Annotated in this window: 21 protein-coding genes and 1 tRNA gene; 12 read left to right on the top strand and 10 right to left on the bottom strand. The window is 59.0% G+C overall.

Going from position 1 to position 26,117, the window contains the following annotated elements; translation table 11 throughout:
• Window positions 1-74: 74 nt before the first annotated feature.
• The 3 genes from JAO29_RS10775 to JAO29_RS10765 all read right to left on the bottom strand — a co-directional run bounded on the left by JAO29_RS10775 (window position 75) and on the right by JAO29_RS10765 (window position 2,580).
• Window positions 75-1,256 carry a ribose-phosphate diphosphokinase gene (locus JAO29_RS10775; RefSeq protein ID WP_334268215.1) on the bottom strand — a complete coding sequence of 394 codons (1,182 nt, stop codon included), beginning with the start codon at window positions 1,254-1,256 and terminating at the stop codon, window positions 75-77.
• A gap of 187 nt (window positions 1,257-1,443) precedes the next feature.
• Window positions 1,444-1,517: transfer RNA gene (locus JAO29_RS10770), tRNA-Gln, on the bottom strand.
• A gap of 31 nt (window positions 1,518-1,548) precedes the next feature.
• Window positions 1,549-2,580, bottom strand: a complete 1,032-nt coding sequence (locus JAO29_RS10765) for a 4-(cytidine 5'-diphospho)-2-C-methyl-D-erythritol kinase (RefSeq protein WP_334268214.1) — start codon at window positions 2,578-2,580, stop codon at window positions 1,549-1,551.
• 479 nt (window positions 2,581-3,059) lie between these two features.
• Between JAO29_RS10765 and ggt the strand changes: the two genes are divergently transcribed.
• From ggt to JAO29_RS10750, 3 genes are all read left to right on the top strand, one after another.
• Window positions 3,060-4,859, top strand: a complete 1,800-nt coding sequence (gene ggt / locus JAO29_RS10760) for a gamma-glutamyltransferase (protein WP_334268213.1) — start codon at window positions 3,060-3,062, stop codon at window positions 4,857-4,859.
• A 98-nt stretch (window positions 4,860-4,957) separates the two neighbouring features.
• Window positions 4,958-5,095, top strand: a complete 138-nt coding sequence (locus tag JAO29_RS10755; protein ID WP_334268212.1) for a hypothetical protein — start codon at window positions 4,958-4,960, stop codon at window positions 5,093-5,095.
• 133 nt (window positions 5,096-5,228) lie between these two features.
• Window positions 5,229-7,268 (top strand): beta-N-acetylhexosaminidase, encoded by a 2,040-nt coding sequence (locus tag JAO29_RS10750; protein WP_334268211.1) that lies wholly within the window; start codon window positions 5,229-5,231, stop codon window positions 7,266-7,268.
• A 78-nt stretch (window positions 7,269-7,346) separates the two neighbouring features.
• Here the strand turns inward: JAO29_RS10750 and JAO29_RS10745 are convergent, their stop codons facing one another.
• From JAO29_RS10745 to JAO29_RS10730, 4 genes are all read right to left on the bottom strand, one after another.
• Window positions 7,347-8,174 carry an alpha/beta fold hydrolase gene (locus JAO29_RS10745; protein WP_334268210.1) on the bottom strand — a complete coding sequence of 276 codons (828 nt, stop codon included), beginning with the start codon at window positions 8,172-8,174 and terminating at the stop codon, window positions 7,347-7,349.
• Window positions 8,175-8,259: 85 nt separating this feature from the next.
• Entirely contained in the window at window positions 8,260-8,739 is a 480-nt protein-coding gene (locus JAO29_RS10740; protein WP_334268209.1) for a nuclear transport factor 2 family protein, read from the bottom strand.
• A 12-nt stretch (window positions 8,740-8,751) separates the two neighbouring features.
• On the bottom strand, window positions 8,752-9,534 hold the full coding sequence (locus JAO29_RS10735) for an SGNH/GDSL hydrolase family protein (protein WP_334268208.1): 783 nt from the start codon (window positions 9,532-9,534) through the stop codon (window positions 8,752-8,754).
• A 41-nt stretch (window positions 9,535-9,575) separates the two neighbouring features.
• Window positions 9,576-10,334, bottom strand: coding sequence for an SGNH/GDSL hydrolase family protein (locus JAO29_RS10730; protein WP_334268207.1), 759 nt, complete (start codon window positions 10,332-10,334; stop codon window positions 9,576-9,578).
• A 29-nt stretch (window positions 10,335-10,363) separates the two neighbouring features.
• On the opposite strand from JAO29_RS10730, the gene JAO29_RS10725 reads away from it, so the two are divergent.
• Complete coding sequence (locus JAO29_RS10725; protein ID WP_334268206.1) at window positions 10,364-11,275, top strand: sugar phosphate isomerase/epimerase family protein; 912 nt, start codon at window positions 10,364-10,366, stop codon at window positions 11,273-11,275.
• On the opposite strand, the gene JAO29_RS10720 is transcribed toward JAO29_RS10725, so the two are convergent.
• A complete protein-coding gene (locus JAO29_RS10720) occupies window positions 11,276-12,577 on the bottom strand; it encodes an ABC transporter permease (protein WP_334268205.1) in 1,302 nt (433 codons plus the stop codon). It lies immediately after the preceding gene.
• Between the two features lie 190 nt (window positions 12,578-12,767).
• Here JAO29_RS10720 and leuB point away from each other — a divergent pair, with 190 nt between their 5' ends.
• Together leuB and JAO29_RS10710 are read left to right on the top strand one after the other, a co-directional pair.
• Window positions 12,768-13,886 (top strand): 3-isopropylmalate dehydrogenase, encoded by a 1,119-nt coding sequence (leuB, locus tag JAO29_RS10715; protein WP_334268204.1) that lies wholly within the window; start codon window positions 12,768-12,770, stop codon window positions 13,884-13,886.
• Window positions 13,887-14,144: 258 nt separating this feature from the next.
• Complete coding sequence (locus JAO29_RS10710; protein WP_334268203.1) at window positions 14,145-14,477, top strand: hypothetical protein; 333 nt, start codon at window positions 14,145-14,147, stop codon at window positions 14,475-14,477.
• On the opposite strand, the gene JAO29_RS10705 is transcribed toward JAO29_RS10710, so the two are convergent.
• Complete coding sequence (locus JAO29_RS10705; protein ID WP_334268202.1) at window positions 14,461-15,261, bottom strand: SDR family NAD(P)-dependent oxidoreductase; 801 nt, start codon at window positions 15,259-15,261, stop codon at window positions 14,461-14,463. The genes JAO29_RS10710 and JAO29_RS10705 overlap by 17 nt on opposite strands.
• Window positions 15,262-15,472: 211 nt before the next feature.
• Here JAO29_RS10705 and JAO29_RS10700 point away from each other — a divergent pair, with 211 nt between their 5' ends.
• Entirely contained in the window at window positions 15,473-16,936 is a 1,464-nt protein-coding gene (locus JAO29_RS10700) for a CehA/McbA family metallohydrolase (RefSeq protein ID WP_334268201.1), read from the top strand.
• 359 nt (window positions 16,937-17,295) lie between these two features.
• Window positions 17,296-18,840, top strand: a complete 1,545-nt coding sequence (locus JAO29_RS10695; protein ID WP_334268200.1) for a CoA-acylating methylmalonate-semialdehyde dehydrogenase — start codon at window positions 17,296-17,298, stop codon at window positions 18,838-18,840.
• A gap of 253 nt (window positions 18,841-19,093) precedes the next feature.
• Here JAO29_RS10695 and JAO29_RS10690 read toward each other — a convergent pair whose 3' ends face one another.
• Window positions 19,094-19,768 (bottom strand): HAD family hydrolase, encoded by a 675-nt coding sequence (locus JAO29_RS10690; RefSeq protein ID WP_334268199.1) that lies wholly within the window; start codon window positions 19,766-19,768, stop codon window positions 19,094-19,096.
• A 214-nt stretch (window positions 19,769-19,982) separates the two neighbouring features.
• Here JAO29_RS10690 and JAO29_RS10685 point away from each other — a divergent pair, with 214 nt between their 5' ends.
• The 4 genes from JAO29_RS10685 (at window position 19,983) to JAO29_RS10670 (ending at window position 26,096) form a co-directional block, all read left to right on the top strand.
• Entirely contained in the window at window positions 19,983-20,312 is a 330-nt protein-coding gene (locus JAO29_RS10685) for a PadR family transcriptional regulator (protein ID WP_334268288.1), read from the top strand.
• A gap of 9 nt (window positions 20,313-20,321) precedes the next feature.
• Window positions 20,322-22,961, top strand: coding sequence for an ABC transporter permease (locus JAO29_RS10680; RefSeq protein ID WP_334268198.1), 2,640 nt, complete (start codon window positions 20,322-20,324; stop codon window positions 22,959-22,961).
• A 134-nt stretch (window positions 22,962-23,095) separates the two neighbouring features.
• Window positions 23,096-23,428 (top strand): PadR family transcriptional regulator, encoded by a 333-nt coding sequence (locus JAO29_RS10675; protein ID WP_334268197.1) that lies wholly within the window; start codon window positions 23,096-23,098, stop codon window positions 23,426-23,428.
• 10 nt (window positions 23,429-23,438) lie between these two features.
• Window positions 23,439-26,096, top strand: coding sequence for an ABC transporter permease (locus tag JAO29_RS10670; RefSeq protein ID WP_334268196.1), 2,658 nt, complete (start codon window positions 23,439-23,441; stop codon window positions 26,094-26,096).
• Window positions 26,097-26,117 lie beyond the last annotated feature (21 nt).

Genomic DNA, 26,117 nt, shown 5'->3' with positions numbered 1-26,117 from the left:
CCTTTGCGGTCAGCGCCGCATTGTTTGTACTGCCGTCCTGCATCTGCCCCGTTCGGAGGAGCGGAGGCAGAAACCTAGTTGAAGAGCGAGCTTACGCTCGTCTCCATGTGGATACTCTCGATGGCGCGGCCCAGAAGCCCGGCGATAGAGAGCACCTTGATCTTTGCCAGCCCGTGCCCCTCAGGACGGAGCGGGATGGTATTGGTCACGACGACCTGCTTCAGCCGTGACTCCCGAATGCGCTCGATGGCCGGCCCTGAGAGCACCGGATGGGTAGCGCACGCGTAAACCTCTTTCGCCCCCTGATCGAGCAGGGCATCGGCCGTCTTGACCAGCGTTCCGGCCGTATCGATGATGTCATCGAGGATGAGGCAGGTCCGGCCGCGTACATCGCCGATGACGTTCATCACCTCGGTGACATTGATGTCGGTCCGCCGCTTGTCGACGATGGCCAACGGTACATCCAGCTTCTTGGCGAAGAATCTCGCCCTCTCCACGCCGCCGGCATCCGGGGATACGACCGTCAGGTCCGGCAGATTGAGATCCCGGAAGTAGCTCACCAGAACCGGACTTGCGAACAGGTGATCGACCGGGATGTTGAAGAACCCTTGAATCTGGGCCGCATGTAGATCGACGAGCAGAGCGCGGTTGGCACCGGCCGTGGTCAGAAGATCGGCAACCAGCTTCGACGTGATCGCAACGCGAGGCCGATCTTTACGATCCTGCCGGGCGTAGCCGTAGTACGGCATCACTACCGTAATTCGGCCGGCGGAGGCGCGCTTGAGCGCGTCCATCATGATCAGCAGCTCCACGAGATGCTGATCCACCGGGTAACAAGTCGGTTGCACAAGAAATACGTCCGCGCCGCGGACGTTCTCGAGCAGTTGAAAATGAACTTCTCCGTCGGAGAAACGCTGCAGACGGCTCTCGCCCATCGGCACCCCAACGAACTTGCAGATCTCCTCGCACAGGGCGATGTTGGACGATCCACAGAAAATCTTCATGCGCTTATTCTCACTCTGTCGCGGAGCGCGCTTTTTCTCCGCTGTCTTCGGCTGTCCGCTGGATTGACCCTTGTCGGAGAGCGCCGGTGCAGGTTGGGAGCCGGTTTCGGCCTCCTCAACCTGACCTTGAATAGGGGAAAGAACTGCAGTCGCGTCTTGTTCGTTCACGTTGAAACCTCCAGGCTGGTTGACCTTGAATAGTTCCTGCTGCGTTGTCTTGACGAGGCCTTGTTGCGACCCCGTGTTCTTCAAAAATCCTTGTTGCGAATCCCTGAACTACGTAAGACTGTCCTTCAAAATCTCTGACTCTTTTGACCGGCCCGTGTGGTTGTTATTTCTGCGGGCCGCAGAAGCTCAGATTTTCCTGCTTCACTTCAAACGGCATGTTGCTGCCGTAAAAAATTCCCTAAACCTGCTCTTGCCGCTGGCGAGCGACGTCTGGCTGGGCGACCAGGATTCGAACCTGGACTGAGTGCGTCAAAGGCACTTGACCTACCGTTAGTCGATCGCCCAGTTACCGGCCCTGTAGAGAATCGGGCCGAACTCACTCTGCGAACATTCTCGTCCAGTACAGCTCGCGGGGCAAGGTCGTCGTTATCAGAGCCTTAGTGCCCGCGTCCTGGACGCGTTGTTGAGCCGCCCGGGCATCTGCCTCGGACCGGTAAAGTCCGAACAAGGCAGAACCGGAACCGGACAGCGCAGCATGGAGCGCGGAACCGGATTCCTGGCCGGGATTACCCATCAGTTGACGCTTGATTTCACGCAAGGAGGGATAAGCAGGAAAGACGACCTGTTCAAAGTCGTTTTCGATCCCGGTGCGGACAAGCGAGAGAAGGGTATTCTCCGCCAGATCATCCTGTAGACCGCTCTGCGTTTTTTCAGAGCCTCCCTGCATCTTTCCAGGGTGCGGGTCGGGGATGATACCGGAAGTGCCTGGCTCTGCATAAAGCGATGCATAAGCGAGACTCAACTCATTTAGTCTATCGGGTTTGTCCTTCCGCGTCAATGCGAGGGCGTCCCAATCGCGGAACGCCTGCGGCGTGGAGACGCCCTGGCCGGGAACCGCTATGACGCAGAAAGAGCTGGGGAGATCCGGAAAGGCAAAGACCTGCTCTCCCCGTTCGAGGCCCAGAACGGAGCCGCCAATCAGAAACAAGGGAACGTCGGAACCGACTTCTGCGGCCAGTCGCAGGCGATCCGGACCGGGAAGAGAGATCTGAAGCTCACGCTCAAGCCCGATGAGGACGGCTGCGGCGTTTGCGCTCCCGGCGCCCATGCCCCCCTGAACCGGAAGGCGTTTCTCTATATGGATAGAGATCTCGGCGCTCACCTTCAGAGCGGCGAGGGCTTTCTCGACCATCTTCCAGGCGGTATTCCGTTGGTCCAGAGGAACACGTCGATCGTTGGAGGTAAGGGTAAGGGAGATCCTGGTCGCCCGATTTGCCTCGATCGTTATCAGGTCATGAAGCTCAAGGGTCTGATAGAGGGTGGTCAGTGCGTGGAAGCCATCCGATCGAGCCGGACCGATCGCCAGCCCCAGATTGATCTTCGAATATGACCGGATGCGGGTAGACATGCTCTCCGATTTTATTCGCTTTGCTGCAGGCTACCTTTATCTTTCATGCGGATTGCGCATTGCCGGCTTGGAGCGATCCCATTCCAGACCCCAGTTTGCTATCGAAGGTGTTGATCATGACTGTGCTGCCCCGGCTCGGAGGCATTCAACATTCAGGAGTTCGCCATGCTGAGGAGAAGTCTGTCGCTCGATCTTCGATATCGGAGGCGAGAGGCCGGATTGGAATCTCAAGTTGAAGAAGAGGCGTCTTCCGCTTCCTTATCTGCTTGGGATCGCCGCCCTCATTGCCGGTGGTATCGTGCTGCCTTATGGAAATGAACTCCTGAGATGCTGGAGCGCGCGTCGAGAGCCGCACTTCAACGGTGCCTGTCTTCCGCTGCAGGAGAGATAAGTTCGAGATTTGCCTGCGTCAGCGTTGACGAAGAATCTGCGGCGTATATTCTGCTGTTAATCACCACATTTCAGCGGAGACTGCGTAGATGCCCAGGAATACCCTCCAGAGCCGGCTCTTTACCCCTTTTGTCGTTCGAACCTCCGCAGTCGTTCTTTCCACGCTTTTGATCTCTTTTTCTACGAAGGCCCAGCAGCTGGGGCTTGAGCCCACGCGAGCGCAACACGCGATGGTGGTGACGATCCAGCATGATGCATCCGATGCCGGGCTGGCAGTTTTGAAGGAGGGCGGCAATGCTGTGGATGCCGCGGTTGCCGTGGGTTTCGCGTTGGCGGTGACGTATCCCGTTGCGGGCAATCTCGGGGGCGGCGGCTTTATGCTGATCCGCGACAAGCACGGCAAGACGCACTTCATCGACTACCGCGAGAAGGCTCCGGCGGCGGCCTCGCGCGACATGTACCTGGATGCGAAGGGCAATGTGATCCCGAAGATGTCCCTGGCGGGATACAAGGCTTCGGGGGTTCCGGGAACGGTTGCGGGATTGAGCTATGCGCAAAAGCAGTACGGAAAGCTGACACTGGCGCAGGATATGGCTCCGGCGATCCGGCTGGCGACGGAGGGCTTTGTGCTATCGGAGCAGGAGGCGCACCTGCTCGAGAGCAAGGATATGTCGAAATTTCCTTCGACCGCGAAGATCTATCAACGCAGCGGCGACTTCTACAAGGCCGGTGAGACGTTCAAGCAGCCGGAGCTGGCCGAGACGCTGCGCCGCATTGCAAAGGACCCGACCGATTTCTACAAGGGCGCGATGGCAAAGCAGATCGCGGCGGTCGAAAAGGCCGGAGGCGGATTGATTACCGCAGAGGACCTTGCCGGATACCAGGCGAAGGACCGGAATCCGATCAAAGGTCGCTATCGGGGGTATGACATCATCACGGCACCGCCACCGTCCTCGGGTGGGATTGTGCTGGTCGAGATCCTGAATATCCTGTCGGGTTTCGATCTGCCGAAGCTCGGTTCGGACCGCAGTGTGGCGCAGGTGCACTACATCACCGAGGCCTTTCGGCGGGCGTACATGGACCGCGGCGATTACCTTGGCGACCCCGACTTCAACCAGCTTCCGCTCAAGCAGATGGCGAATATGAAGTATGCGGCGGCGTGGCGATCTTCAATCGATCCGACGAAGCCGACACCGAGCAAGGAACTGGTGCGGCCTTCGGGCTTTATGCCTCCGCCCCCGCAGGTGACTCCAAGAAAGGAGTCGACCCAGACGACGCATTTTTCCATCGTGGATAAGGATGGAAATGCCGTCTCGAACACCTATACGCTGAACAGCTACTTCGGTTCGGGTGTCCTGATCGATGGCCTCGGGTTCGTGATGAACAACGAGATGGACGACTTTACCTCAAAGGTAGGTGTGCCGAATGTGTACGGCCTGATCCAGAGCGCGGCCAATGGGATTGAGCCCGGCAAGCGGCCACTTTCGGCCATGACACCGACGATCGTCACGACGCATGGGCACTGGTTCCGGCATGGAAAGCTCGCTTATGTGATGGGAACGCCGGGCGGCTCGACCATCATTACGACGGTGGCGAACGACGTGATCAGCGCGGTCGATAACGGCCTGAACATCCAGCAGGTGGCGGATGCGCCGCGGTTTCATCACCAGTATCTTCCGGACCGTCTGGATCTCGAGAAGAAGTTCCCGGTTGATGTGGCTGACCAGCTGAGGACGATGGGATACACGGTCAATCGGCTGGCCGTGGCCGATGAGAAGAATCCCGGCGTGTGGGGAGACAGCGAGTTGATTGCTGTCGATCCGAAGACGGGGGAGCTGCTGGGAGGGCATGATTCGCGCAGAGACTTCGGGAAGGCTGCGGGGTACTGAGGAGCACGGCTAAAGAAATATTCATTCTGAGCGGCTTCTTCTGCTGGAAGGGGCTATGCTTTGGTGCAGTCTGTCCCGGTTCGAGGAGGAGTCCAGTCATGGAGCTCGCGTCCCGCCGTCGTTTTCTGGTTCAGCCGGTGCTGCTGTCCCGGCTCCGGCCTTCGCTGATGGCTCTGTTGCCGCACAGTCGAACGCACCGTCCGATCGCAGTCCTGATGCTGTTCTCAATCGCCTGATCGAGGGTAATCGGCACTTCGAGTCGGGCGCTGAGTTTTTGGTATTGGTGCAGGACATTCGCCCCGAGCGCGCCTCTCAATCTACTTGTATAGTTCTCTAGATAAACTCGCTTTTCAAGGAGAGAACTGAACTGTGAAGCGTCCTATCGCTCTTGCGCTGCTTGGTGGTGCCCTGCTTATGCCCGGCTTCTCGCCCTCACTTGCTGCTCAGTCGAACTTCGTGAACACACTGATGCCGGAACCGGCGCATCTGAATGTGGGTTCAGGATCGCTGACGTGGAACACCGCTGTGACGGTGGGCCTGCCGCACTTCAAAAATCAGCGTCTTGAGGACGCGGTGAATCGCACGCTCGAGCAGATCGAGCGCAAGACGGGTGTCCCGCGTCAGCGGGCAATGACTACAAGCGATGCATCGACCTTGAGCATCGACGTGGATGGCGCGGGCGAAGAGATTCAGTCGATCGATGAGGACGAGTCGTACGCGCTGAATGTCTCCTCCACGGGAATCAAGCTGCACGCTGCGACCGTCGTTGGCGCGATGCGCGGAATGACGACGCTGCTGCAACTGATCCAGCCGAGCGGCAACGGATTCGTCGTACCGGCGGTGCAGATCGAGGACTCCCCGCGGTTTCACTGGCGCGGATTGATGATCGATGCGGGCCGCCACTTTGAGCCGGTCGAGGTGATCAAGCGCAATCTGGACGCGATGGCTGCGGTAAAGCTGAACGTCTTTCACTGGCACCTGACGGAAGATCAGGGCTTCCGGATCGAGAGCAAGATCTATCCGAAGCTGACCGAGGAAGGCTCTGACGGCCTGTACTACACACAGGATGAGGCACGCGAGATTGTGGCGTATGCGCGCGCCCGCGGAATTCGCGTGGTGCCGGAGTTCGACATGCCGGGCCACACGCGAAGCTGGCTTGTCGGTTATCCCGATCTGTCGAGCGATCCAGGCCCCTACACGATCCGTCGGGAGTTCGGCGTGGAGCCGGTGGCGATGGATCCCACCAAGGAGAGCACGTACCAGTTCATCGACGCCTTCCTGGGCGAGATGGCAACGATCTTCCCTGATCCATACCTTCACCTTGGCGGAGATGAGACGCCGGGAACGCAGTGGAAGAATAATCCACGCGTGGTCGCCTTTATGAAGGAGCACAACTTCAAGACCACCGAGGAGCTGCAGACGTACTTTTCGCAGCGCGTGCTGCAGCTTGCCAAAAAGCACGGCAAGCACATGGTGGGCTGGGACGAGATTCTGAATCCGGCGCTGCCGACGGATGCCATTATTCACTCGTGGCGTGGAGCGAAGTCGCTCTATGACGCTGCACAGCGCGGGTACCAGGGCATTCTGTCGCAGCCGTACTATCTCGATCACATGAAGTCGGCGGAGGAGTACTACCTCGCGGACCCGCTTCCTCCGGGTTCAGGCCTGACACCGGAGCAGAGCAAGCTGGTACTGGGCGGCGAGGTCTGCATGTGGGGCGAGCATCTGAACGAGCTGTCGATCGATTCGCGCATCTGGCCGCGGACCGCAGCAGTGGCAGAGCGCCTCTGGTCGCCCGAGAATGTGCGCGATGTGGACGATATGTATCGTCGGCTTGGGGTTGAGTCGCTGCGAATTGAGGCGGTGGGAACGAGGCACCTGACGCACGAGGGAGCTGCTCTGCGCGAGCTGGCCGGAACCGAGAACATCGACGCGCTGCGCGTGTTTTCGTCGGTGCTGCAGCCGGTTACGTTCGGTCAGCGGTATCACGAACAGCGCACGTCGCAGCTGACTCCGCTGGATAACCTGGTCGATGCTGTACGGCCTGATCCGCCGTCGCGTCATGAGGTTGCATTGCTGGTCCGTGAGCTGCTGAAGTCCCCGACGGCGCACAGTGATGCTCGTGCGCAGCTGAGCGGGATGTTCCAGAGCTGGATTGCGGCGGCGCCCAAGGTGCAGGCGCAGATGGATCATGCGCCACTGCTGGCGATAGCGCGTCCGCGTGCGGTACAGATGGAGCAGCTTGGACGAATCGGACAGCAGGCGCTGGAATACCTTGGAGGAAAGAAAGCCCCCGCGGGATGGAAGAAGTCGAGCCTGGCGGAGATCGAAGCCGCACGCAAGCCGCAGGTGCTGGTTGTGTTCACGGTGATCGATCCGCTGGCCGAGCTGGTGAATGCTGTGAAGTAGTCTGGCGTTGTTACAGGAAAACCGCCGTGGGCTGATACGAGCCACGGCGGTTTTCATTTTGCCGGTCCCTGCATGGTTCTAGCGCAGGAAGTCCACAAGCAGGGGATTGATCTTATCGGCATGCGTGGCCAGCAGCCCGTGAGGCGCGCCCTCCACGATGGCCAGCCTGCTCCCTCGAATGGCGCGTTGCAGAAGCCTTGAACTTCCCTCCAGCGGTACCGTGTGGTCGGCGTCTCCGTGAATAATGAGCGCCGGAACGTCGATCCTCGCAACGCACTGGCGAAAGTCCGCCCACCACGCTCCGACGCACTTCAATGTGGCGTGAGGTGAGGCCATCGATCCGATATTCCAGCTATACCGCAGCTCCTCTTCAGTCAGGCGGGAGCCGAGGAGAGTATCGGCGTTGTACATAGTTTCCAGGAAGCTTGTAAGGAAACTCAGGCGGTCCCGTTTGATCGAGTTCTCAATCTGTGTTCGAAGGTCTTCGCCAAGACCAGCCGGGTTCTCCGCGGATTGCATAAGATACGGCAGAACTCCCGAAATCACTACAGCGCGATCGACATTTTGAGAGCCGTAGCGCGAGATATAGCGTGCAACTTCGCCGGCGCCCATGGAATGGCCAACCAGTGACGGACTCTTCAGGTCAAGATGTTTGATCAGCTTACGCAAGTCTTCGGCGAAGACGTCGTAGTTGTAGCCGGTGATGGTCTGCGAGGAGCGGCCAAAGCCGCGTCGGTCATAGATGATCACGCGATGGCCGCTTTCGATCAGCGGCAGCATCTGTTTTTCCCACGATCTTCCGCTGAGCGGAAATCCATGGATCAGGACGACAGGTTTTCCGACGCCGTGATCCTCATAGTAGATATCGATGTTTCCTGCATCTCTCCCGACCGTAAGAAAGGGCATCCCGTTCTCCTCATGCGTGTCGCTTCTTCCAACGATTCACTGCAAAAGACGAATCCAGCTACAGAAAACCTGCAATTGCACTTCGCTAAAGTCTCAGTTCGCTGAGCCCCGGGTAATCGTCGGGTCTCCGACCCAACGGCCAGTGATACAGACGGTCGGATTCTGCGATGGAGAGATCGTTGATGCTGGCGTGGCGGACCTGCATCAGCCCGCTCTCATCAAACTCCCAGTTCTCGTTGCCATAACTGCGCCACCACTGTCCGTTGCTGTCCTGGCATTCGTAGGCGAATCTTACGGCAATCCTTGCGCCATTAAAGGCCCACAGCTCCTTGATCAGGCGGTACTCCCGCTCGCGCTCCCATTTGCGAGTGAGGAAGGCGACGATCTGATCCCGTCCATTGACGAACTCCGATCGATTTCGCCAGCGGCTGTCGACGGTATATGCCAGAGAGACCCGCTGCGGATCACGAGTGTTCCAAGCGTCTTCTGCCGCCCGGACCTTCCTGATGGCAGTCTCTCTGCTGAAGGGTGGAACAAGCGGCAGCGCTGCGATGTCCTTTTCCATGGGGCTGCTCCTCTACCGTGCCAGGGCTTCTGCAATCGCCTTTTCTGCCAGGGGAGACATGATCGCATACCCCTTGCTGGTCGGATGCACGCCATCCCTGGCCAGATCAGGATCAAGCCCACCGTTCGCGTTTGCCATCGCGCTGTAGTAGTCAAGATAGACCAGCCCATCCCGCTGGCAAAGCTCTTTAAGTTTCGTGTTCATCTGTCGAATCTGTTCGGCAGGCTGCACTCCGGCTCTCCAGGAGTAGTGATCCGCTGGCAGGATGGAAGATACGATGACCTTGATGTTGTTCGCCTTTGCGATCTCGATCATCGATTCGAAGTTGTCTTCGATCATCTGCGGAGTCGATGGCCCTGTGTTGCCGGCGATATCGTTGGTTCCGGCAAGAATGACTACCACGGCAGGTTTCAGGTGAACGACATCCTGCTGGAAGCGCACCAGCATCTGGGGTGTCGTTTGGCCGCTAATGCCGCGACCCACGTAGGGCTTGCCGGGAAAGAACTCGTCCGGCTTCTGCGCCCAGGCATCCGTGATGGAGTCGCCATAGAAGACAACGCGCTTTTCGCCAGCGGAGACGGCGGGAAGGCTGGCATTGGCGTCGCGATAACGCGCGAGCTGGGGCCAGTCATCCAGCTTCTTCTGCATCGCCGCAAGCTGCTTAACAGGATCGATTGCGGGAGATGGTGCCGGAGCGGGCGCCACAGTCGTCGCTGGCGCCGGGCTGGGCGCTTGTCCATAAGCCGATATGGTGAGTGAGGTGGCGGCGAGCAATGCAATAAAGCGATAAGACATATTGCGATCATCCTTTCGGGTGTTCGATTGCGGGTGTGGTTCTATGGCGCTGGTCTCTCGAGCGCCTTATTGATTGCGTTCTCCGCCAGCGGCTGCATCAGCGCGTAGCCGGCGGCGTTGGGGTGGACTGCCTTGTCAAACGCAAGCTCAGGCTTCATTCCACCCTGCTCGTCAACCAGCGCCGAGTAGTAGTCCAGATATACGATCCCATGCTCCGTTGCATAATCCTTCAGCCAGGCATTCCACTCTCGAATCTCCTCGGCCGGTTTTGCTTCCGGCTTCCAGGGAAATCTTGATGCAGGCAGAAGTGAGGCGAGGATAACGCGAATGTGATTCGCACGCGCGATAGCAACCATCGACTCGACATCGTCCCGGAACATGGCAAGCGTTGCGGGCCCGCCGTTCCCGGCAATATTGTTGGCTCCGGCGTCAGCGATGATGACTGCCGCAGGCTTCAGGTGGATGACATCCTGTTGGAAGCGAACAAGTAGCTGTGATGTAACCTGGCCGCTGATACCGCGATTGATGTAAGGCTCTCCGGGGAAGAATGTACCGTACTTTCGCCCCCAGAAATCTGTGATGGAGGCACCCAGGAAGACGACTCGCCGTTCGCCAGGCTTGGGGTCGCCTGCTGAGGCATCGTCCTGCCGATAGCGGGTGAGATCGGGCCAGTCCGCAAGCTTTTTCAGCATGCGATCGTATCGCTCTTGAGCGTCTGGCTGGAGAGACATGCGTGGTGCGTCGGCGGCTTGCCCCCACATCGTGCCGACCGAGATTGCTGCGGCCAGAATCCAGCGCATGGACGTCTCCCGTTGAAAATACAGCGCTCATGTTAAACGAAATCTTCACACTCGACTCTGTTGTACTCTTCTATCTCAGGATGCATCCTGCAATCTCCACTCACGTCTTTCTCTCCCAGCGCCTTCACCCCGGCCTGCTCGAAGCTTTACAGCGGAGCGGTGCACGCACCATCGAACTCTTCGCCGCTCGTCATCACTTCGACTATGCCGACCGGGCAGTGGTGCGCGAGTTTGCCACCTGGTTTAACGACACCGGCGTTGCAGCGACTCTCCATCAGCCGATTTACATGCGCGAGCATTCAGAGAGCTGGTCCCGGCACGTGGAACCTACTCTTTCGTTGATCGCGCCGGAGAAGACGCATCGCATCGAAGCCATGGACGAGGTGAAGCGAGCGCTTGAGGTCGCCGAGCAGATCTCGGTATCAGCCATCACGCTCCACCTTGGGCTGAAGGATGATGCCTGGGATGAGAGGGCAATCGAAAACTCGCTGACGGCGATCGAGCACATCAAGGCCTTCGCCCAGCCGCTTGGCGTGAAGGTACTGCTCGAAAATCTGCAGAACGACGTGACCACACCGGAGCACCTGCTGCAGATTCTGCAGATTGGTCACTTCGATACTGTAGGCATCACCCTCGATGTCGGGCACGCCAACCTGAGCGACTCCGGACTGGAACATGCCTTCGAGCTTCTGCGCGGGCGCATTCACGAGTTGCATGTCCACGATAACAATGGCCTCCGCGACGAACATCGCTGGCCCGGCTCGGGAGAGATCGACTGGACGAAGTTTATGCAGCTCGTCAGCAAGCTTCCGGCAGAGGTTCCCGGAGTGCTAGAGATTGCCTATGACCACAGCGACACGGCGGAGGCTGTGATCGCCAAGGCAACGGAGACCTTCTCGAACCAGTTGAGGATCGACGACAGCATCCAGGAATCTGTCTAGTTATTCGTACTTGAGGGTCTGTACCGGATCCAGGCGCGCGGCTCGGTTGGCAGGGAGAGTTCCAAAGAGAACACCGACGACAACGGAGGTTCCCAGTGCAATCACGGCGGACCACGCCGAGACGGGAATCTTGAATGGCGTGAGCAGGCTTACGGACAGGGGAAGCGCAAGCCCCAGGATCGTGCCAATCAGTCCGCCACTGAGCGACAGGAAGACTGCCTCGGTAAGAAACTGCAGCCGGATCTCGTGGCTTGTAGCGCCCAGCGCCTTGCGGATACCGATCTCGCGAATGCGTGACTGCACGTTGGCAAGCATGCTGTTCATGATGCCAACACCGGAGACGATCAGGGTGATCGCTGCCGCCAGTGTCAGTACGATGGTCAGCATGGTCGCGATCTGAGACATCACGCTGAGAACCTGCGTCAGATTGAAGGCCGTATAGACCGACGTAGGACGATGACGGCTCTTGATAATCTCGAGGATCTGTGCGGAGGCAGGAATGACCATCCGGGAATCCTTCATCGTAAAGAAGATCTGCTTTACGGTATCGGTCCCAGTGAAGTAGCGGGCCACCGGATAGGGAATCAGAATCGTCTGATCGCTGATCTCGGATTGCCCAAAGGTCTCCACACTCTCTTTGAACACGCCGATGATGGTGAACGGAATCCCGTGAATGCTTATGGAGTGGCCGACCGCACCCTGTGCGCTGCCAAATAGCATCTGGGCGAATGGAAGAACGATGACTGCTACCTTGGTGTGGGTGATCGCGTCCTGATCGTCAAAGAATCTGCCAGCCAGAACGGCCAGGTTGCGGACCTGCTTGTATTGCGGGGAGACCCCAAGGATCATCGTGTCTTTAACAATGCCGCCACCGATGCTGATCCGGTCGTGATCCTCCAGCATAGGGGAAGAAGCGATGATGCCCGGAACCTGCTCGACGACCGCATTCATGTCGTCGCGCGTCATGAAGTCGGGTGTGCTGGTGTTGTCTGGTCCAACGAAGCTGCCGCCGTTGTACTGCATTTCGATCATGTTGGGGCCGATGGACGAGATCAGGTTGAGTGCATAATCCTTGCCGGTCAGCCCAAGCGTATAAACCAGAATGATCGATGCCGAACCGATAATCATGCCCAGCATAGTCAGGAGGAATCGAACCTTGCTGGCCTTGAAGCTGTCGATCGCAAGCTTGACCACCTCGCTGAACATCATCGTCGAGCGGGCGCTCTGCAGCGTTCGCTCAAACGAACTCACCCTTGTCTTGCTAGGTGTCTCAGCGGGTTTGGGGAGATTTGCGGTGGCCATTAGCGTGTTTCCAGAAGGATTAGACGCTCTCTAGTATCGCAGCGGTGCACGCATTCTGCTACTTCGGGACCTGAACCGGCAACTCCCCTAGCGGTTGGATCGCCCTTATATCTAGGAAAGACAGGACAGCTTGAATCTATCGCATGCTCCTGCAACCATATGCAGGTCAGACAGAGGAGGAATCGCTACCGTGAGCGAGTCGTTTCAGATTCTTGTGTTGCCGGGTGACGGGATCGGTCCCGAAGTGATGGCACAGGCAGTTCGCGTTCTCACAAGCATCGAAGCGGTCGCGGGAATGAAGTTCAACCTCGACTATGCTCTCGCCGGCGGAGCCGCTATCGATGCACACGGAACTCCGCTGCTGGACGGCACCATGGATCGCGCTCGCCGCTCTCATGCCGTCCTCTTCGGTTCTGTCGGAGGCCCGAAGTGGGAGGGACTTGGCTTTGACCTCCGGCCCGAGATAGCCATCCTGCGGCTTCGCAAGGAGCTGAATCTCTTTGCCAATCTGCGACCGGCAACCTCGTATAAGCCGTTGATCGACGCCAGCACGCTCAAGCCGGAGGTGATCGAGTCTCTCGACATTATGATCGTGCGCGAATGTGCCGGTGGACTCTACTTCGGCGAGCCGCGCGGTATCGAGCAACTTCCGAACGGTGGCAAGCGCGGCTTTAATACCGAGACCTACTCGACCGAAGAGATTGAGAGGGTTGGCCGGGTGGCCTTCCATCTCGCTCGAGACCGGCGCAACCAGGTCTGCAGCGTCGAGAAGGCGAATGTGACAGAAAGCGGTCTGGTCTGGCGTGAGGTCATGACCGCTCTTCATCAGCGTGAATTTGCCGACGTCACCCTGCGCCACATGTACGCCGACAACTGTGCCATGCAACTGGTCCGGGCGCCGAAGCAGTTCGATGTCGTCGTGACCGGCAACATGTTCGGAGACATTCTCTCGGATCTGGCCTCCATGCTCACGGGAAGCCTGGGCATGCTGCCGTCGGCGACGATTGGGACTGCAACGGGCGAGCGCTTCAAACCTGCCGTCTATGAGCCGATTCACGGCTCAGCTCCTGATATCGCAGGTAAGGGCATCGCAAACCCGATGGCGCAGATTCTGAGTGTGGCCATGATGCTGCGTCTCTCCTTCGGGATGACGAAGGAGGCAGCCCTGGTCGAGCAGGCATGTGTCGACGCCCTTGCTGCCGGTGCGAGAACGCCGGACCTCGGCGGCAACCACTCCACCGCTCAGGTCGGCGACGCAGTGGTTGCGCAGCTCGAACGCCTTATCTCTGCTCCCAATTCCATTGCATGATCTCTAGCGGCGAGTATATGCTCCTGTGGATGAACCTCGACGCCAGCTCGATGCATTCCCGGTCGATACCAGCTGCACTCCAGCCACGCTGCGTCGCGTCCACCATTCTTTCGATTCGGTACATTATTTCGCCCATTGCTGGCTGTGGCGTAACGTAAATCTCCGAATCACCCGGAAGTTCACGAATCCCGCCACAGCGTCCGCTCTGGCGGGATTTTTATTTTTGGCGTACCTGAAAGGAAATCTACGAGGTAAGACATGATGACGGCATGGACCTACCGAATAACCGCAGCAGCCCGGCCCCGACTCGCCATGCGGGTCGTGCAGATCTTCGATCAGCAGCTGCTTGAGGTCGATAGCTTCAACCTGGCGCGTGAGGATGCCGTCACCACGATTCGTATCGCTGTCCGCTGTGAGGAGCCCCTCGCACGGCGCATCCACGCCAAACTTTATCGTCTGACCGATCTCGTTCACATCGAGCTCTCCGATGGAAACACCCATGGAGCCGACGAGGGAGAGCTGCGTAATCCCAGCTCTCCCCCTATCTCGATCCCCTCGGTCCGCAGCCGTAGCTTTAGAGCGGAGGCATGAAGCGGCCATCCACCGCGGTCCATCCGCCGTCCACGATGGTCAGGGTTCCGGTCGCGAAGGAACCTGCGTCCGAGGCCAGGTAGACTACGGCTCCGGCCATCTCGTGCGGTTTTGCCCAGCGGCCCAGCGCGCTCTTATTCGCGTATGCGCTGTACCACTCTTTATTCGCGGCGATCGGTGCGGTCAGGGGCGTGTCCACCACCCCAGGCCCAATAGCATTCACACGCACGCCGTGCGGCCCCAGTTCTGCCGCCAGCGTTCGGCACATCTGCAGCACGCCGGCCTTGGTGGCGGCATAGACACCCTGTCCCGGCTCGACCGTCAGCGCGCGTATGCTGGCGAAGGCGATGATGCTGCCCTTGCCGCGCTCCTTCATGATGCGTCCCGCTGCCTTGATCATCCGGAAGGTTCCTTTGAGGTTGAGCGTCATGACGCGATCGAACTCCTCCTCGCTCATGTCCAGCAGCTGTTTGCGGACATTGATCGCCGGTGTGCTCACGAGCACATCCAGGTCCGGCAGGCCTTCGAAGATCTTGGCGACCGCATCTCCGTCGCGCATGTCGAAAGGGATCGCTTCAGCGCTGCCGCCGGCGCTCTTGATATCGCCGACGACCTTCTGCGCGGCCTCCAGGTTCAGATCGCCGCACAGCACATGGGCGCCGTGAGCTGCCAGCCCATGCGCCGCCGCTTCGCCGATACCGCTGCCTGCTCCTACAACCAATGCCTTCTTACCTGTGAGATCGAAGAGTTTTTTGTAGTCGTACAAGACGCTGCTTCCTTTCAAAGAGAGAGTTCCTGCAGAAGTGGGTACGCAATGGTCTCCACTGTAAACCCCTCTCCGGTGTTTCGCGCAATTGCTGTGTCGATGACAGGACGATCAACAGCATTGATAAGCGCTGCTGATATGCTGCATGCCAGATCCATCTCCGCGCTAAAACTCTCCGGTAAGGACTCGTCTTATGGCTTCCGCAGGTCTGCTTCGGTCACGATCTGTCATGGCAGTTCTGGTTGCAGCTCTCGCTCTTGTTCCACAGGCACTTCGCGCACAGGGCGTAAGCAGCGTGCACGATCCATCGCTCGAGATCGATCTGCATGGAACCATCACTCCGGAAAAGATCGGAACCTACGAGACCCAGACCTTTCAGATGCCTGATGGAATCCAGCGCATGGAGGTCGATCTTGAATCGCCGGGCTTCCAGAAAGGCATGTACGTCACCGTCGGGATGTTCGACCCCCAGCGCTACCGTGGCGAAGGTCAATCTCGATTCAGCATCTCGACCGTTACTGCGACTGGACCCTACATGCCCGGCCCGCTGACACCGGGAACCTGGAAGGTCTCCTTCGGCTTCAACTACGTCGCCCCCAATGCCCATGGCGAGTACACCCTGCACATCCATCTTTCGCGTCATCTCGACTCGGCGCACTACGCAGTGCTCAACCCGAAGCCGGGCTGGTACATGGGAGATCTGCACTCTCACACCGGCAACACCGATGCAGTCTGCAAGAGCCAGTCCGGCAAGGATGTTCCGTGCCCGGTCTGGAAGCTTCTTGAGGCGGCGGCCTCGCAGAAGCTCGACTTCCTCGCTGTCACCGACCACAACACCCAGGTGACCTTCAATGAGCTGGGAGAGGTCCAGCCCTTCTACGACAAGCTGCTGCTGATCGCGGGAGAGGAGGTCACAACCGTCCGTGGTCATGCCAATGTCTGGGGAACGATAGGCTTCCTCGACTACCGCACTACAGATCACGGCTTTACGGTCAACGATCTGTTCGATCAGGCGCACGAGCAACAAGCGCTGGTCAGCATCAACCACTGGTACTGGCCATGGGATGGCCGTTGCCCCGGTTGCGGGTGGGGTTGGGATGCCATCACGGACTACTCCAAAGTCGACTCGATCGAGGTCATCAACGGCTATCACGAGCACGGCTCATGGTTTACGCCGCCACCCGGAAACGGCATACCGCTCTGGGAGCAGCTGCATGCCAGGGGACTGCGACCGACCGGCGTCGGCGGCGGGGATGAGCATCGCGGAGGCGAGCAGCTGCCCCTGCACGACGGTGTGGGAATTCCTGCCACCGTCGTCTACGCACGCGAGCTGTCGCAACCGGCGATCCTCGAGGGAATCAAGGCAGGGCACGTCTATATCAAGACCCACGGTCCCGACGGTCCAGAGCTTCTGCTCACCTCCGGATCGGCCATGATGGGAGACGCGATCGAAGCTGCTGCCGGCACAACGGTGGACTTCGCGCTCTCTACCAACGACAGCTCCGGAGCGGCGTTGCGTCTCTATCTGGACGGCAGGCCTGTAGCGTCTCAGCCGACGCTCGCAGATGGAAACGCAACCTACCACTGGACCTCGGACGGCAGGCGTCACTGGATCCGCGCCGAGCTCGTGGACGGCAAACCGGGAGACGATCCGGTGGTTCTGACCAACCCCATTTATGTGAACTGGAAGTAGTTCCAAATGGGTCCGATCACGGTTTCCTGCCTGTTACAAAGCTCTTCCATCCATTAGGTCCCCGACTCGATCTCGAAGGGAGCACACGGCTATAACCCGGATGTGCCGGAGATGCATCCTTCTTTCATCCTGTCCGGAGCCGGAGTAGGAAGGCGTGAGGATTGAGGATGCTGGGCCGACGGCAGCGGCGATCCTGGGAGTGGCTATTCCCGAGGCTCAGGGCCAGGACGCACGGGGCCGAGCCAGGCGCTACATCTCCTGTTGCGTATTACGCAATGCAATTTGACGATGGAGCAATTTACGTCTAGTTTAGTTAGCGCGTAGAGTTGTTGCGTATCTTCAGAATCGAGGTTCAAACCATGTCATCGACCGCAATCGCACCTGAGGCCAGCAGCACAGACAGCTCCAGGCTGCGCGAGATTACACATTGGATTGGCGGCCAGAAGGTCGCCAGCACGTCCGGGCGCTTCGGCGATGTCTACAACCCGGCGACGGGCAAGGTGCAGGCCAAGGTGCCTTTGGCAAACAGCGCGGAGCTCGATAAAGCTGTTGCCGCGGCCAAGGCAGCGTTTCCCGCGTGGGCTGCACAGCCGCCGCTGCGGCGCGCGCGCGTCATGTTCCGCTTCCGCGAACTGTTTGAGCAGAACATGGACAAGATTGCGGAGATCATTACATCCGAGCACGGCAAGGTCTTCTCCGATGCTAAAGGCGAGGCGACCCGTGGTCTCGAGGTGGTCGAGTTCGCGACTGGAATTCCGCACCTTCTGAAGGGCGAATACTCCGAGAAGGTCGGCTCGGACGTGGACAGCTGGTCGATGCGGCAGCCGCTGGGCGTCGTTGCCGGAATCACGCCGTTCAACTTTCCGGCGATGGTTCCGATGTGGATGTTCCCGATCGCGCTTGCCTGCGGCAACACCTTCATTCTGAAGCCGAGCGAGCGCGATCCCGGCGCTTCCCTCCTGATTGCCGAGCTGCTGAAGGAAGCCGGCCTGCCGGATGGCGTCTTCAACGTCCTGCATGGCGACAAAGAGTCGGTCGATGGCTTGCTGGAGCATCCGGATGTGAAAGCCGTCAGCTTTGTGGGCTCGACGCCGATTGCGGAGTACGTTTACGCCAAGGGGACCTCGCACGGCAAGCGGGTGCAGGCGCTTGGCGGAGCGAAGAACCACATGATCGTCATGCCGGACGCCGACATGGACCAGGCGGCGGATGCTCTGGTCGGTGCGGCTTACGGGTCGGCTGGCGAGCGCTGCATGGCGATCTCGATCGCGGTCGCGGTTGGTCACGAGACCGCCGATGCGCTGCGCGAGAAGGTGATGGAGCGCATTGAGAAGCTGAAGATCCTTCCGGGGATGGAGAGCGGCTCCGACATGGGCCCGCTGGTGACGAAGATACATCTGGACCGCGTGTGCGGCTATCTGGACAAAGGGACTACCGAGGGCGCCGAGCTTGTGGTCGACGGCCGCCAGGGCGCGCTGCCGAAGGGCGAGGGCTTCTTTCTGGGAGCGACGCTGTTCGATCACGTCAAGCCGGAGATGCTCATCTATAAGGAAGAGATCTTCGGGCCCGTACTCGGGCTGGTGCGCACTAACAACTTCAAGACGGCTTTGGAGCTGGTGAACGAGCACGAGTTCGGCAACGGCACTTCCATCTTCACGCGCGACGGCGATACGGCACGGGAGTTTGCCAACGGGGTGCAGGTCGGCATGGTTGGTATCAACATTCCAATCCCGGTTCCGATGGCCTTTCACAGCTTCGGAGGGTGGAAGCGGTCTCTGTTTGGAGATCACTCGATCTACGGTCCTGAGGGTGTGCGGTTTTATACACGCATCAAGACGGTGACGGCGCGATGGCCGACGGGCATCCGTGCCGGCGTCGATACCACGATGCCGACCCTGGGGTAGTGTTTTAGCGCAAAATCTTGGATTCAAAGGACTTAGGTTCGGACCTAAAAGCCTAAATTCTTGAATCCATTGGACTTGATCGCAAATTATTGAAAACAAAGCAGGATCCGGGAGCTTACTTCCGGGTCTTTGTTTTGTTTACGGTGCGTGCTCTGCGTGGATGCTCTTTTAAGAATAGCGTACCGGGCTAAACTCATACGCAAACACATCCCATTTTAAATCATATACTTGCGAGAAAGATGGCTTGACGCGTTCAGGGAAGGGTGGCCAAGGCGCTGCAATCGAAGTTCTGAAGCAGATCGGAGATGTCCTTGTAGACCTCGATGCAACCGGCGTCGTAGAGCTCCTGGTGGGTCCAGCCTCCGGTTGTAACGCCGATCGTGCGGATGCCAGCCTTGCCTGCTGATTCGGCGTCCCATGGTGTGTCGCCAAGAGCGAGGACGCTGGAGGGCTTGGCGCCGACTTTGTGGAGTGCCGTCTCGAAGATGTCGGGGTGGGGCTTGGCATGGTCGACATCGTCTGCCGTGATCGAGACGTCAACCAGGTCGGAGATGCGGGCAAGGGCTTTATAAGTGTCAAGCTCTTCCTCATTTGCGGAAGAGGCGAGGGCGGTCTTGATGCCGGCCTTCTTCATGCGGTGGAAGAATTCCCGGGTATCGGGGAAGGACTTCACCTGATCCAAGTATTGCGTTCTGAAGAGGAGCTTGCGATAGGCCTTCAAGGGCTCCTCGAGAATGCGGCGACGCCAGTAGGGGATGAAGACGGGTATGAGTTCATCGCCGCCCTTGCCGATCTGACGGCGGATGGCTTCGACGTCGAGATTGACGCCGGCGACCTCGAAGGCATCTTTCCAGGCGGCGGCATGAAGCCAGTTGCTCTCAATCAGGGTTCCGTCAATATCGCAAAGGACAGCTTCGACCATTGTCATGAGATGCAGGTTCGCCCATGGAATGGATGCCTGTATGGAGCACGGCGCGACGGCGGAGCGATAGAGGGCGGCGGGAGAGCGAGACTTTACCCGGAGCAAGAAAAAATGCGGTGGCGAAGTATGGACATTCAAGGAAAGATTTGTGAGTTTTCCTGCTTCCCATGTATGGTTCGATAAGTTGCTTCTGTCGAAGCAGCAGGGAAGAGATGGAATGATGGAACCGCGACTCGAATTGCCTCAAGGCACCCTTGATCTGCTCATCTTGAAGGTTGTGGCCCTGCAGGCTCTGCATGGCTGGGCTATCTCAGAACGTCTGCAGCAGGTCTCACGCGATGCAATCCAGGTGCAGCAGGGATCGCTGTATCCGGCCCTTCACCGGCTGGAGCGCAAAGGCTGGCTGAAGGCGAAGTGGGCCATCAGCGAGAATAACCGTCGCGCGAAGTACTACGAGCTGACGTCCAGGGGACGCGCGCACCTTGCTGCTGAAACCGTGGAGTGGCGCAAGCTGACCGAAGCGGTCGACCATGTTCTCGGAATGGCTTAGGAGGGTCGCGTGCTGAACGATCTCATCTATCGCTTACGCGCTCTCGTTCGCCGTCAACGCGTCGAGGAGGAGTTGCAGGAAGAGCTGCACTACCATCTGGAACGCGAGGCAGAGAAGCATCGCGAACGCGGTCATTCTTCTCCTGAGTCAATACGTCGTGCGCGGCTGGCCCTGGGAGGCCCGGAGCAGGTACGCCAGCGATGTCGCGAGGAACGTGGCACCAGGCTTTTGGAGGATCTGGTGCAGGATGTGCGTTTTGCCGCCCGTCAATTGCGCAGGAAAGTCGGATTTACCTCAACCGCCATCGCAGTCCTTGCGATCGGTATCGCAGCGAGCACGGCGATCTATGCCTTTGTCGACGCGGCGTTGGTGAAGCCGCTTCCGTATCGAGATCCTGCGCGGCTGGTCGCGCTCTACGAGCGTATCCCGGTGGGTGATCGATATCACCTCTCCTACCTTGACTATCACGCATGGAAGCAGCGGAACCGCGTGTTTTCCTCACTCGACGTGTATCGGCCCGATCCCATCACTCTCAACGGCGCGAGTGGCGCCGAAGAGGCCACGGGAGCGCTGGTCAGCGATGGCTTCTTTCGTACCCTGGGAGTCGCGCCGTTTCTCGGACGTGACTTTCAGCCCGGGGAAGATGAAGAGTCTGCCCCGCAGACCGTCATGCTCAGCTACGAAGCCTGGCAGAGGCGATTTGGCGCAAGCAGGAAGGTGATCGGAAAAACGACGACGCTGAACGGCCATCCATTTCTGATCGTGGGAGTGTTGCCGCGAGATTTCCACTTTGCGCCGGTGGGGAGAGCGGAGTTCTGGCGAACACTGCACGGGCTTTGCAAAGACCTCCCAACGTGCTTCCCTTATTACGGTGTCGCACGCCTGAACGAGGGCGTGTCGGTTGCAGCGGCTTCTGAAGACATGAGTGCCATCAGTGGCCAGCTTGCGAGGGAGTATCCGAAGTCGAATCGCGACAGGACTGCGACGGTTCTACCTCTACCAGATGCCATCCTCGGAGATATTCGGCCGACGATGATCGCACTGCTCGGTGGCGCGGCGCTGCTTTGCCTTATCGGTTTCGTCAATGTATCCAGCCTTCTGCTGGTGAGAGCCGAGAGCCGCAGGCAGGAGATCGCTGTTCGTGAGGCGCTGGGAGCTTCCCGCCCTAGAATCATCCGCCAGTTTGTTGTCGAGGGATTCATGCTGGCTGCCTGCGGATGCGCCGTCGGCCTGGCAGTTATGGCCAGCTCGATAGGGCTTCTCAAAGCGCAGATTCCGCCGCAGGCTCTTGAGAATATGCCCTACCTGCAGCACATCCCGTGGAACTGGCATCTCCCGGTCTTTGCGATCCTTATCGCAATCCTGGGCGGCCTTCTCTTCTCCGCCGGGCCATCCATTCATCTCTTATTTTCCGGCCCGCAAAGGGGCCTGACGGAAGGCCGGCGGGCGTCCGCCGGGGGCTGGCGGGGGCTTGGGGCCACGCTTGTAGCTGTGGAACTGGCGGTCACGGTCGTGTTGCTGGTGAGCGCCGGATTACTGTCCAAGAGCTTCTACCAATTGATGCATGTCGATACGGGTATGTCAGTCGAACACCTGGCCGTCGTGCATGTCCTGCGGCTGGGACCGTGGGATGACGCCACTCGCAATATCACGCTGGAGCGGCGAATTCTGTCGCGATTGTCGGCTCTTCCTGGCGTCACCTCGGCCGGGATCGCGGCAGAGCCGCCCCTGGCCAGTGGTGAAGGTCTCGGCCATCGATTCGCGCACTTTCGTGTAGCCGGACGATCGTATGTGGGAGAAGGAGATGAAGCGATCGAACAGACGGCGAGCGTCGGCTATTTCGAAGGTCTGCGAGCGCGCCTGCTGCAGGGAAGATACTTCGCGGAGACGGACGACGCCTCAAAAACACCAGTGGCTGTGATCAATCGGACCATGGCGTTGCAGGAGTTTCCCGGAGAGAACGTAATCGGCAAGCAGCTCATTAATCAATACGATCCGGAACATCCCATCGAAGTGATCGGAGTTGTCGATGATCTTAAGGACGGTGCGTTAGATATGAAGCCGACGGCCGCAGTGTATCGGCCCTTCAATCAGAATTCCACGAATGATTTCTATGTGACACTCCGCACCGCCCAGGCGGAGAACAGTATGCTCCCTTCGATGGTCACAGCCATTCATCAGATCGATCCTGGGCTCATCACAGACGAGGAAGAGACGATGACGGACAGGATCAATCACTCGCAATCGGCTTATCTTCACCGCTCGGCGGCGTGGATGGTTGGAGCCTTCGCCGGGCTGGCTCTTCTGCTGGGCACGGTCGGGCTCTACGGCGTCATCTCCTATTCCGTAGGCCAGCGGACGCGTGAGATCGGAGTACGCATGGCCCTCGGGGCGCAACGCTCCTCTGTATACCGGCTTATCTTGAAGGAGGCCGCATGGCTTTCGGCTGCGGGCATCGTTGGTGGAGTTTTCTGCTCGCTCGCGGCCACAACGTTTCTTCGCAGCCTGCTCTTTGGTGTGAGCCGATGGGACGGTGGAACGTTCGCGTCTGCAATCTGCCTGCTTCTGGCTGCAGCCATCTTCTCCAGCTATATCCCCGCACGCCGTGCCGCCTCAATCGATCCAACCGAGGCGCTTCGCTCAGAGTGAACATCATGGGTCGAAAGCGGAGCTGATCTTTCGGAGCATTCGGAAGAGCTTCGCGCAGCGTTCGAATCTCCTATTGACAATCTATACGAAGAGGCGCACCTTCATATAGACATTCGATAGAGGGACCGAAAAAGATGAACTCGAAGCAAGTAAGTCTCCTGCAGGGGACGCTTGATCTGCTTATTCTCAAGGCACTCAGTACGGGAGAGCTGCACGGCCTGGGTATCTCTCGCCGGATTGAGCAGGTATCCGATGAGACCTTCCTGGTGAAGCCGGGCTCGCTCTTTCCCGCCCTGCACCGCATGGAGGAGGCGGGCTGGTTGAGTTCCTTCTGGGGCGAATCGGAGAACAATCGCCGAGCGAAGTTTTACCGGCTGACCAAGGCGGGAAGAAATCAGCTTGAGGTGGAGAGAGAGCAGTGGAATCGAGTGGCTCTCGGGATGGCGAATGCTTTAAGAGCAACTTAGAGGGTGAGTGATGAGACTCTGGGCACGCGCGAAGAGCATGCTGCGAAACCTGTTTCGGACGCAGCAGGTTGAAACTCAGCTCGATGATGAGATCCGTGGACATGTAGAGATGTTGATGGACGAGAGAGTTGCCGCGGGCATGTCTCCCTCGGAGGCACGGCGCAGCGTGTTGCGAGATATCGGTGGTGCCGAGCAACTGAAACAGGCGGTACGTGACGGCCGGGCCGGTGTGGGATTGGAGATGGTCTGGCGGGACGTCCGTTATGCAGCGCGGCAGCTATACCGAAACCCGGGGTTCACCGTGACGATGATTGTTACGTTGGCACTCTCGATCGGTGCGAACACCGCGATCTTCTCGTTCGTCAATGCGCTCATGCTGAACGATCTGCCCTATTCGCAGCCAGAACGGATAGGCACGATCTACACGCGGGTGACCGGGGCGCACCCCTATGACGAGCGCCACAAGCTGAATGGAGAGCAATGGGAGCTTCTGCGTGACAATGTGCCATCGCTGATCTCCGCCGTATCCAGCAGCAGGTCCTCGGGGGTGAATCTCCAGACGGGAACGCATGTGGAGTATCTGCACGCAGGACGTATCTCAGCGCACTATCTTGACGTGTTGCGGGTCCGGCCTGTGATGGGGCGTAATTTTCTGGAGGCGGAGGATCGTCCTCAAGGCCCCCATGTTGCAATCTTGAGTTATCACCTGTGGCGGAATACCTTCAGCTCCGACCCGAATGTCGTCGGGAGATCGATCCTGCTGAAAGGCGAACCTTACACCGTTGTTGGAGTGCTTGCCGATGGGGCGGTGACACCGTTGAACGCGGACCTGTATACCTCGGTGCAGGCGAGCCGGAAGGGCGAAGGCGGAGGAACAAACTTTGAGGTCATCACCCGGCTGCGAGACGGAGCTACATGGCAGCAGGCAGATGCAGAGATCAACCATGCGTGGTCGCTCAGGACCCAGCGATATGAGTTGGAGGACGATCCGGGAGCGCAGGCCTCGTGGTATTCGGTTCCACTTCAGAAGGGTGAGACCGCCCAGCTGCGTCCCCAGGTGCTGATCCTGATGCTGGCTGCCGGCCTGATCCTGCTGATCGCCTGCGCCAATCTCGCAGGGCTGTCGCTGGTACGGACGCTTCGTCGCGCACCGGAGATTGCCACGCGAATGGCCCTGGGTGCTTCGCAATGGCAGATACAAAAGCAACTGTGGGTTGAAAGCCTGTTGCTGGCGACGATCGGTGGCGCTGCCGGAATAGGCGCAGGTTTCGGCGCGGTGCGCGGGCTGCTCCTGCTTTTGCCGGAACACTTTCTGCCGGTAGCGCATGTAGCCCTGGATACGCGGGTGCTGATGTTTACGCTGCTCATCTCCCTGTTGACCACGGTGCTGTTCGGTATGCTTCCTGCGGTGGTGGCACGGAAGTTCGATGTACGCGCTACGCTTGCATCTCGTACGGCGACCGGCAGTGATCGTCTGGGGGTGCGGCAGGCACTGATCGTCGGCGAGGTCGCACTGACCGTGGTCCTGCTGGCGGCTTCAGGATTGCTGATCCGGACGTTGATTCATCTTGAGACATTGCCGCCCGGATTCAATCCAGCGGGAGTGATGACGGCGAAGGCTTCTCTTGACGATGTGCGATACCGACAGCCGGCAGCTTTCCTGAAGTTGATCAATCAGAGCATCGCCGCCATGCAGCAGATACCCGGCGTCGAGCACGCTGCTGTCGGCCTGAGCCTGCCGTATGAACGATCCCTGATTATGGCCGGACTACCGATCAGCGACGGGAAGGAGGCAGGGCAGAAGGCTGCTGCCGATGAGACGTACGTCACTCCCGGCTACTTCGAGACCCTGCAGATCCCGATTATGGCCGGACGGTCCTTTACCGATGCGGACGGCCCGGATACGCAGCCGGTGTGCATCGTCAACGAGACGTTCGCACGCAAGTTCTTCCATGGCGCCAATCCGCTGGGCCGTCATCTGTTCAAAGGCACGATGATTGTCGGTGTGGTGAAGGACGTAGCGATGGCGCCGGGAATCGATCCCATCGCTCCACTCACAGGAGAACAGACCGTCTACATCCCGGCGTCACAGCTCGCGCCGAGCTTGCTTTCTGCCGTACACATCTGGTTTCAGCCGAGCTGGATTGTTCGCACTGCCGCACCTGTCGAAGGTCTGACTGCCCAGATGCAGCGCCAGTTGGCGAGTGTCGATCCCAATCTGCCGTTCTCTGGTTTCTACAGCATGCACGACCTGCAGGCGAAGACGCTGGCGACGCAACGGGTCGAGGTTGCCTTGCTGACGACGCTGGCTGGTCTGGCTCTCCTGTTGAGCTCGATCGGAATATTTGCGCTTGTGGCCAATATGGTCACGCAGAAGACGCGGGAGATTGGCATCCGTATCGCATTGGGCTCCAGCATTCAGAGAGCCATGCTGGATATTGGAACGCCGGGTGTACGAGCCTCCATTGTTGGGCTCGTGCTTGGCTTGATCTTTTGTGCAGGAGCGTTGCGAGCCATGCGTAGCGCGCTCTACGGTGTCGGCGTCTACGACCTGCCCACGATGATCATTGTCATCCTGACGTTTGCCTCGGTTGTGCTGGTCGCGACTGTCACGCCGACCCTGCGTATCGCCGGGATCGATCCGGCCATGACGCTTCGAGACGAATAGCCTGTGGCGTGTCTTGTTCCG

Source organism: Edaphobacter sp. HDX4 (assembly GCF_036877565.1).
In the GTDB taxonomy this organism is placed as follows: domain Bacteria; phylum Acidobacteriota; class Terriglobia; order Terriglobales; family Acidobacteriaceae; genus Edaphobacter.
This window is presented reverse-complemented; position numbering and strand designations above follow the sequence as displayed.

Coding starts and splice junctions, on each gene's coding strand:
- JAO29_RS10765 (WP_334268214.1), bottom strand. CDS start 2,580: ATGTCTACCCGCATCCGGTCATATTCGAAGATCAATCTGGGGCTGGCG.
- ggt (WP_334268213.1), top strand. CDS start 3,060: ATGCCCAGGAATACCCTCCAGAGCCGGCTCTTTACCCCTTTTGTCGTT.
- JAO29_RS10755 (WP_334268212.1), top strand. CDS start 4,958: ATGGAGCTCGCGTCCCGCCGTCGTTTTCTGGTTCAGCCGGTGCTGCTG.
- JAO29_RS10745 (WP_334268210.1), bottom strand. CDS start 8,174: ATGCCCTTTCTTACGGTCGGGAGAGATGCAGGAAACATCGATATCTAC.
- JAO29_RS10740 (WP_334268209.1), bottom strand. CDS start 8,739: ATGGAAAAGGACATCGCAGCGCTGCCGCTTGTTCCACCCTTCAGCAGA.
- JAO29_RS10735 (WP_334268208.1), bottom strand. CDS start 9,534: ATGTCTTATCGCTTTATTGCATTGCTCGCCGCCACCTCACTCACCATA.
- JAO29_RS10730 (WP_334268207.1), bottom strand. CDS start 10,334: ATGCGCTGGATTCTGGCCGCAGCAATCTCGGTCGGCACGATGTGGGGG.
- JAO29_RS10725 (WP_334268206.1), top strand. CDS start 10,364: ATGTTAAACGAAATCTTCACACTCGACTCTGTTGTACTCTTCTATCTC.
- JAO29_RS10720 (WP_334268205.1), bottom strand. CDS start 12,577: ATGGCCACCGCAAATCTCCCCAAACCCGCTGAGACACCTAGCAAGACA.
- JAO29_RS10710 (WP_334268203.1), top strand. CDS start 14,145: ATGATGACGGCATGGACCTACCGAATAACCGCAGCAGCCCGGCCCCGA.
- JAO29_RS10700 (WP_334268201.1), top strand. CDS start 15,473: ATGGCAGTTCTGGTTGCAGCTCTCGCTCTTGTTCCACAGGCACTTCGC.
- JAO29_RS10695 (WP_334268200.1), top strand. CDS start 17,296: ATGTCATCGACCGCAATCGCACCTGAGGCCAGCAGCACAGACAGCTCC.
- JAO29_RS10690 (WP_334268199.1), bottom strand. CDS start 19,768: ATGACAATGGTCGAAGCTGTCCTTTGCGATATTGACGGAACCCTGATT.
- JAO29_RS10685 (WP_334268288.1), top strand. CDS start 19,983: ATGGAACCGCGACTCGAATTGCCTCAAGGCACCCTTGATCTGCTCATC.
- JAO29_RS10675 (WP_334268197.1), top strand. CDS start 23,096: ATGAACTCGAAGCAAGTAAGTCTCCTGCAGGGGACGCTTGATCTGCTT.
- JAO29_RS10670 (WP_334268196.1), top strand. CDS start 23,439: ATGAGACTCTGGGCACGCGCGAAGAGCATGCTGCGAAACCTGTTTCGG.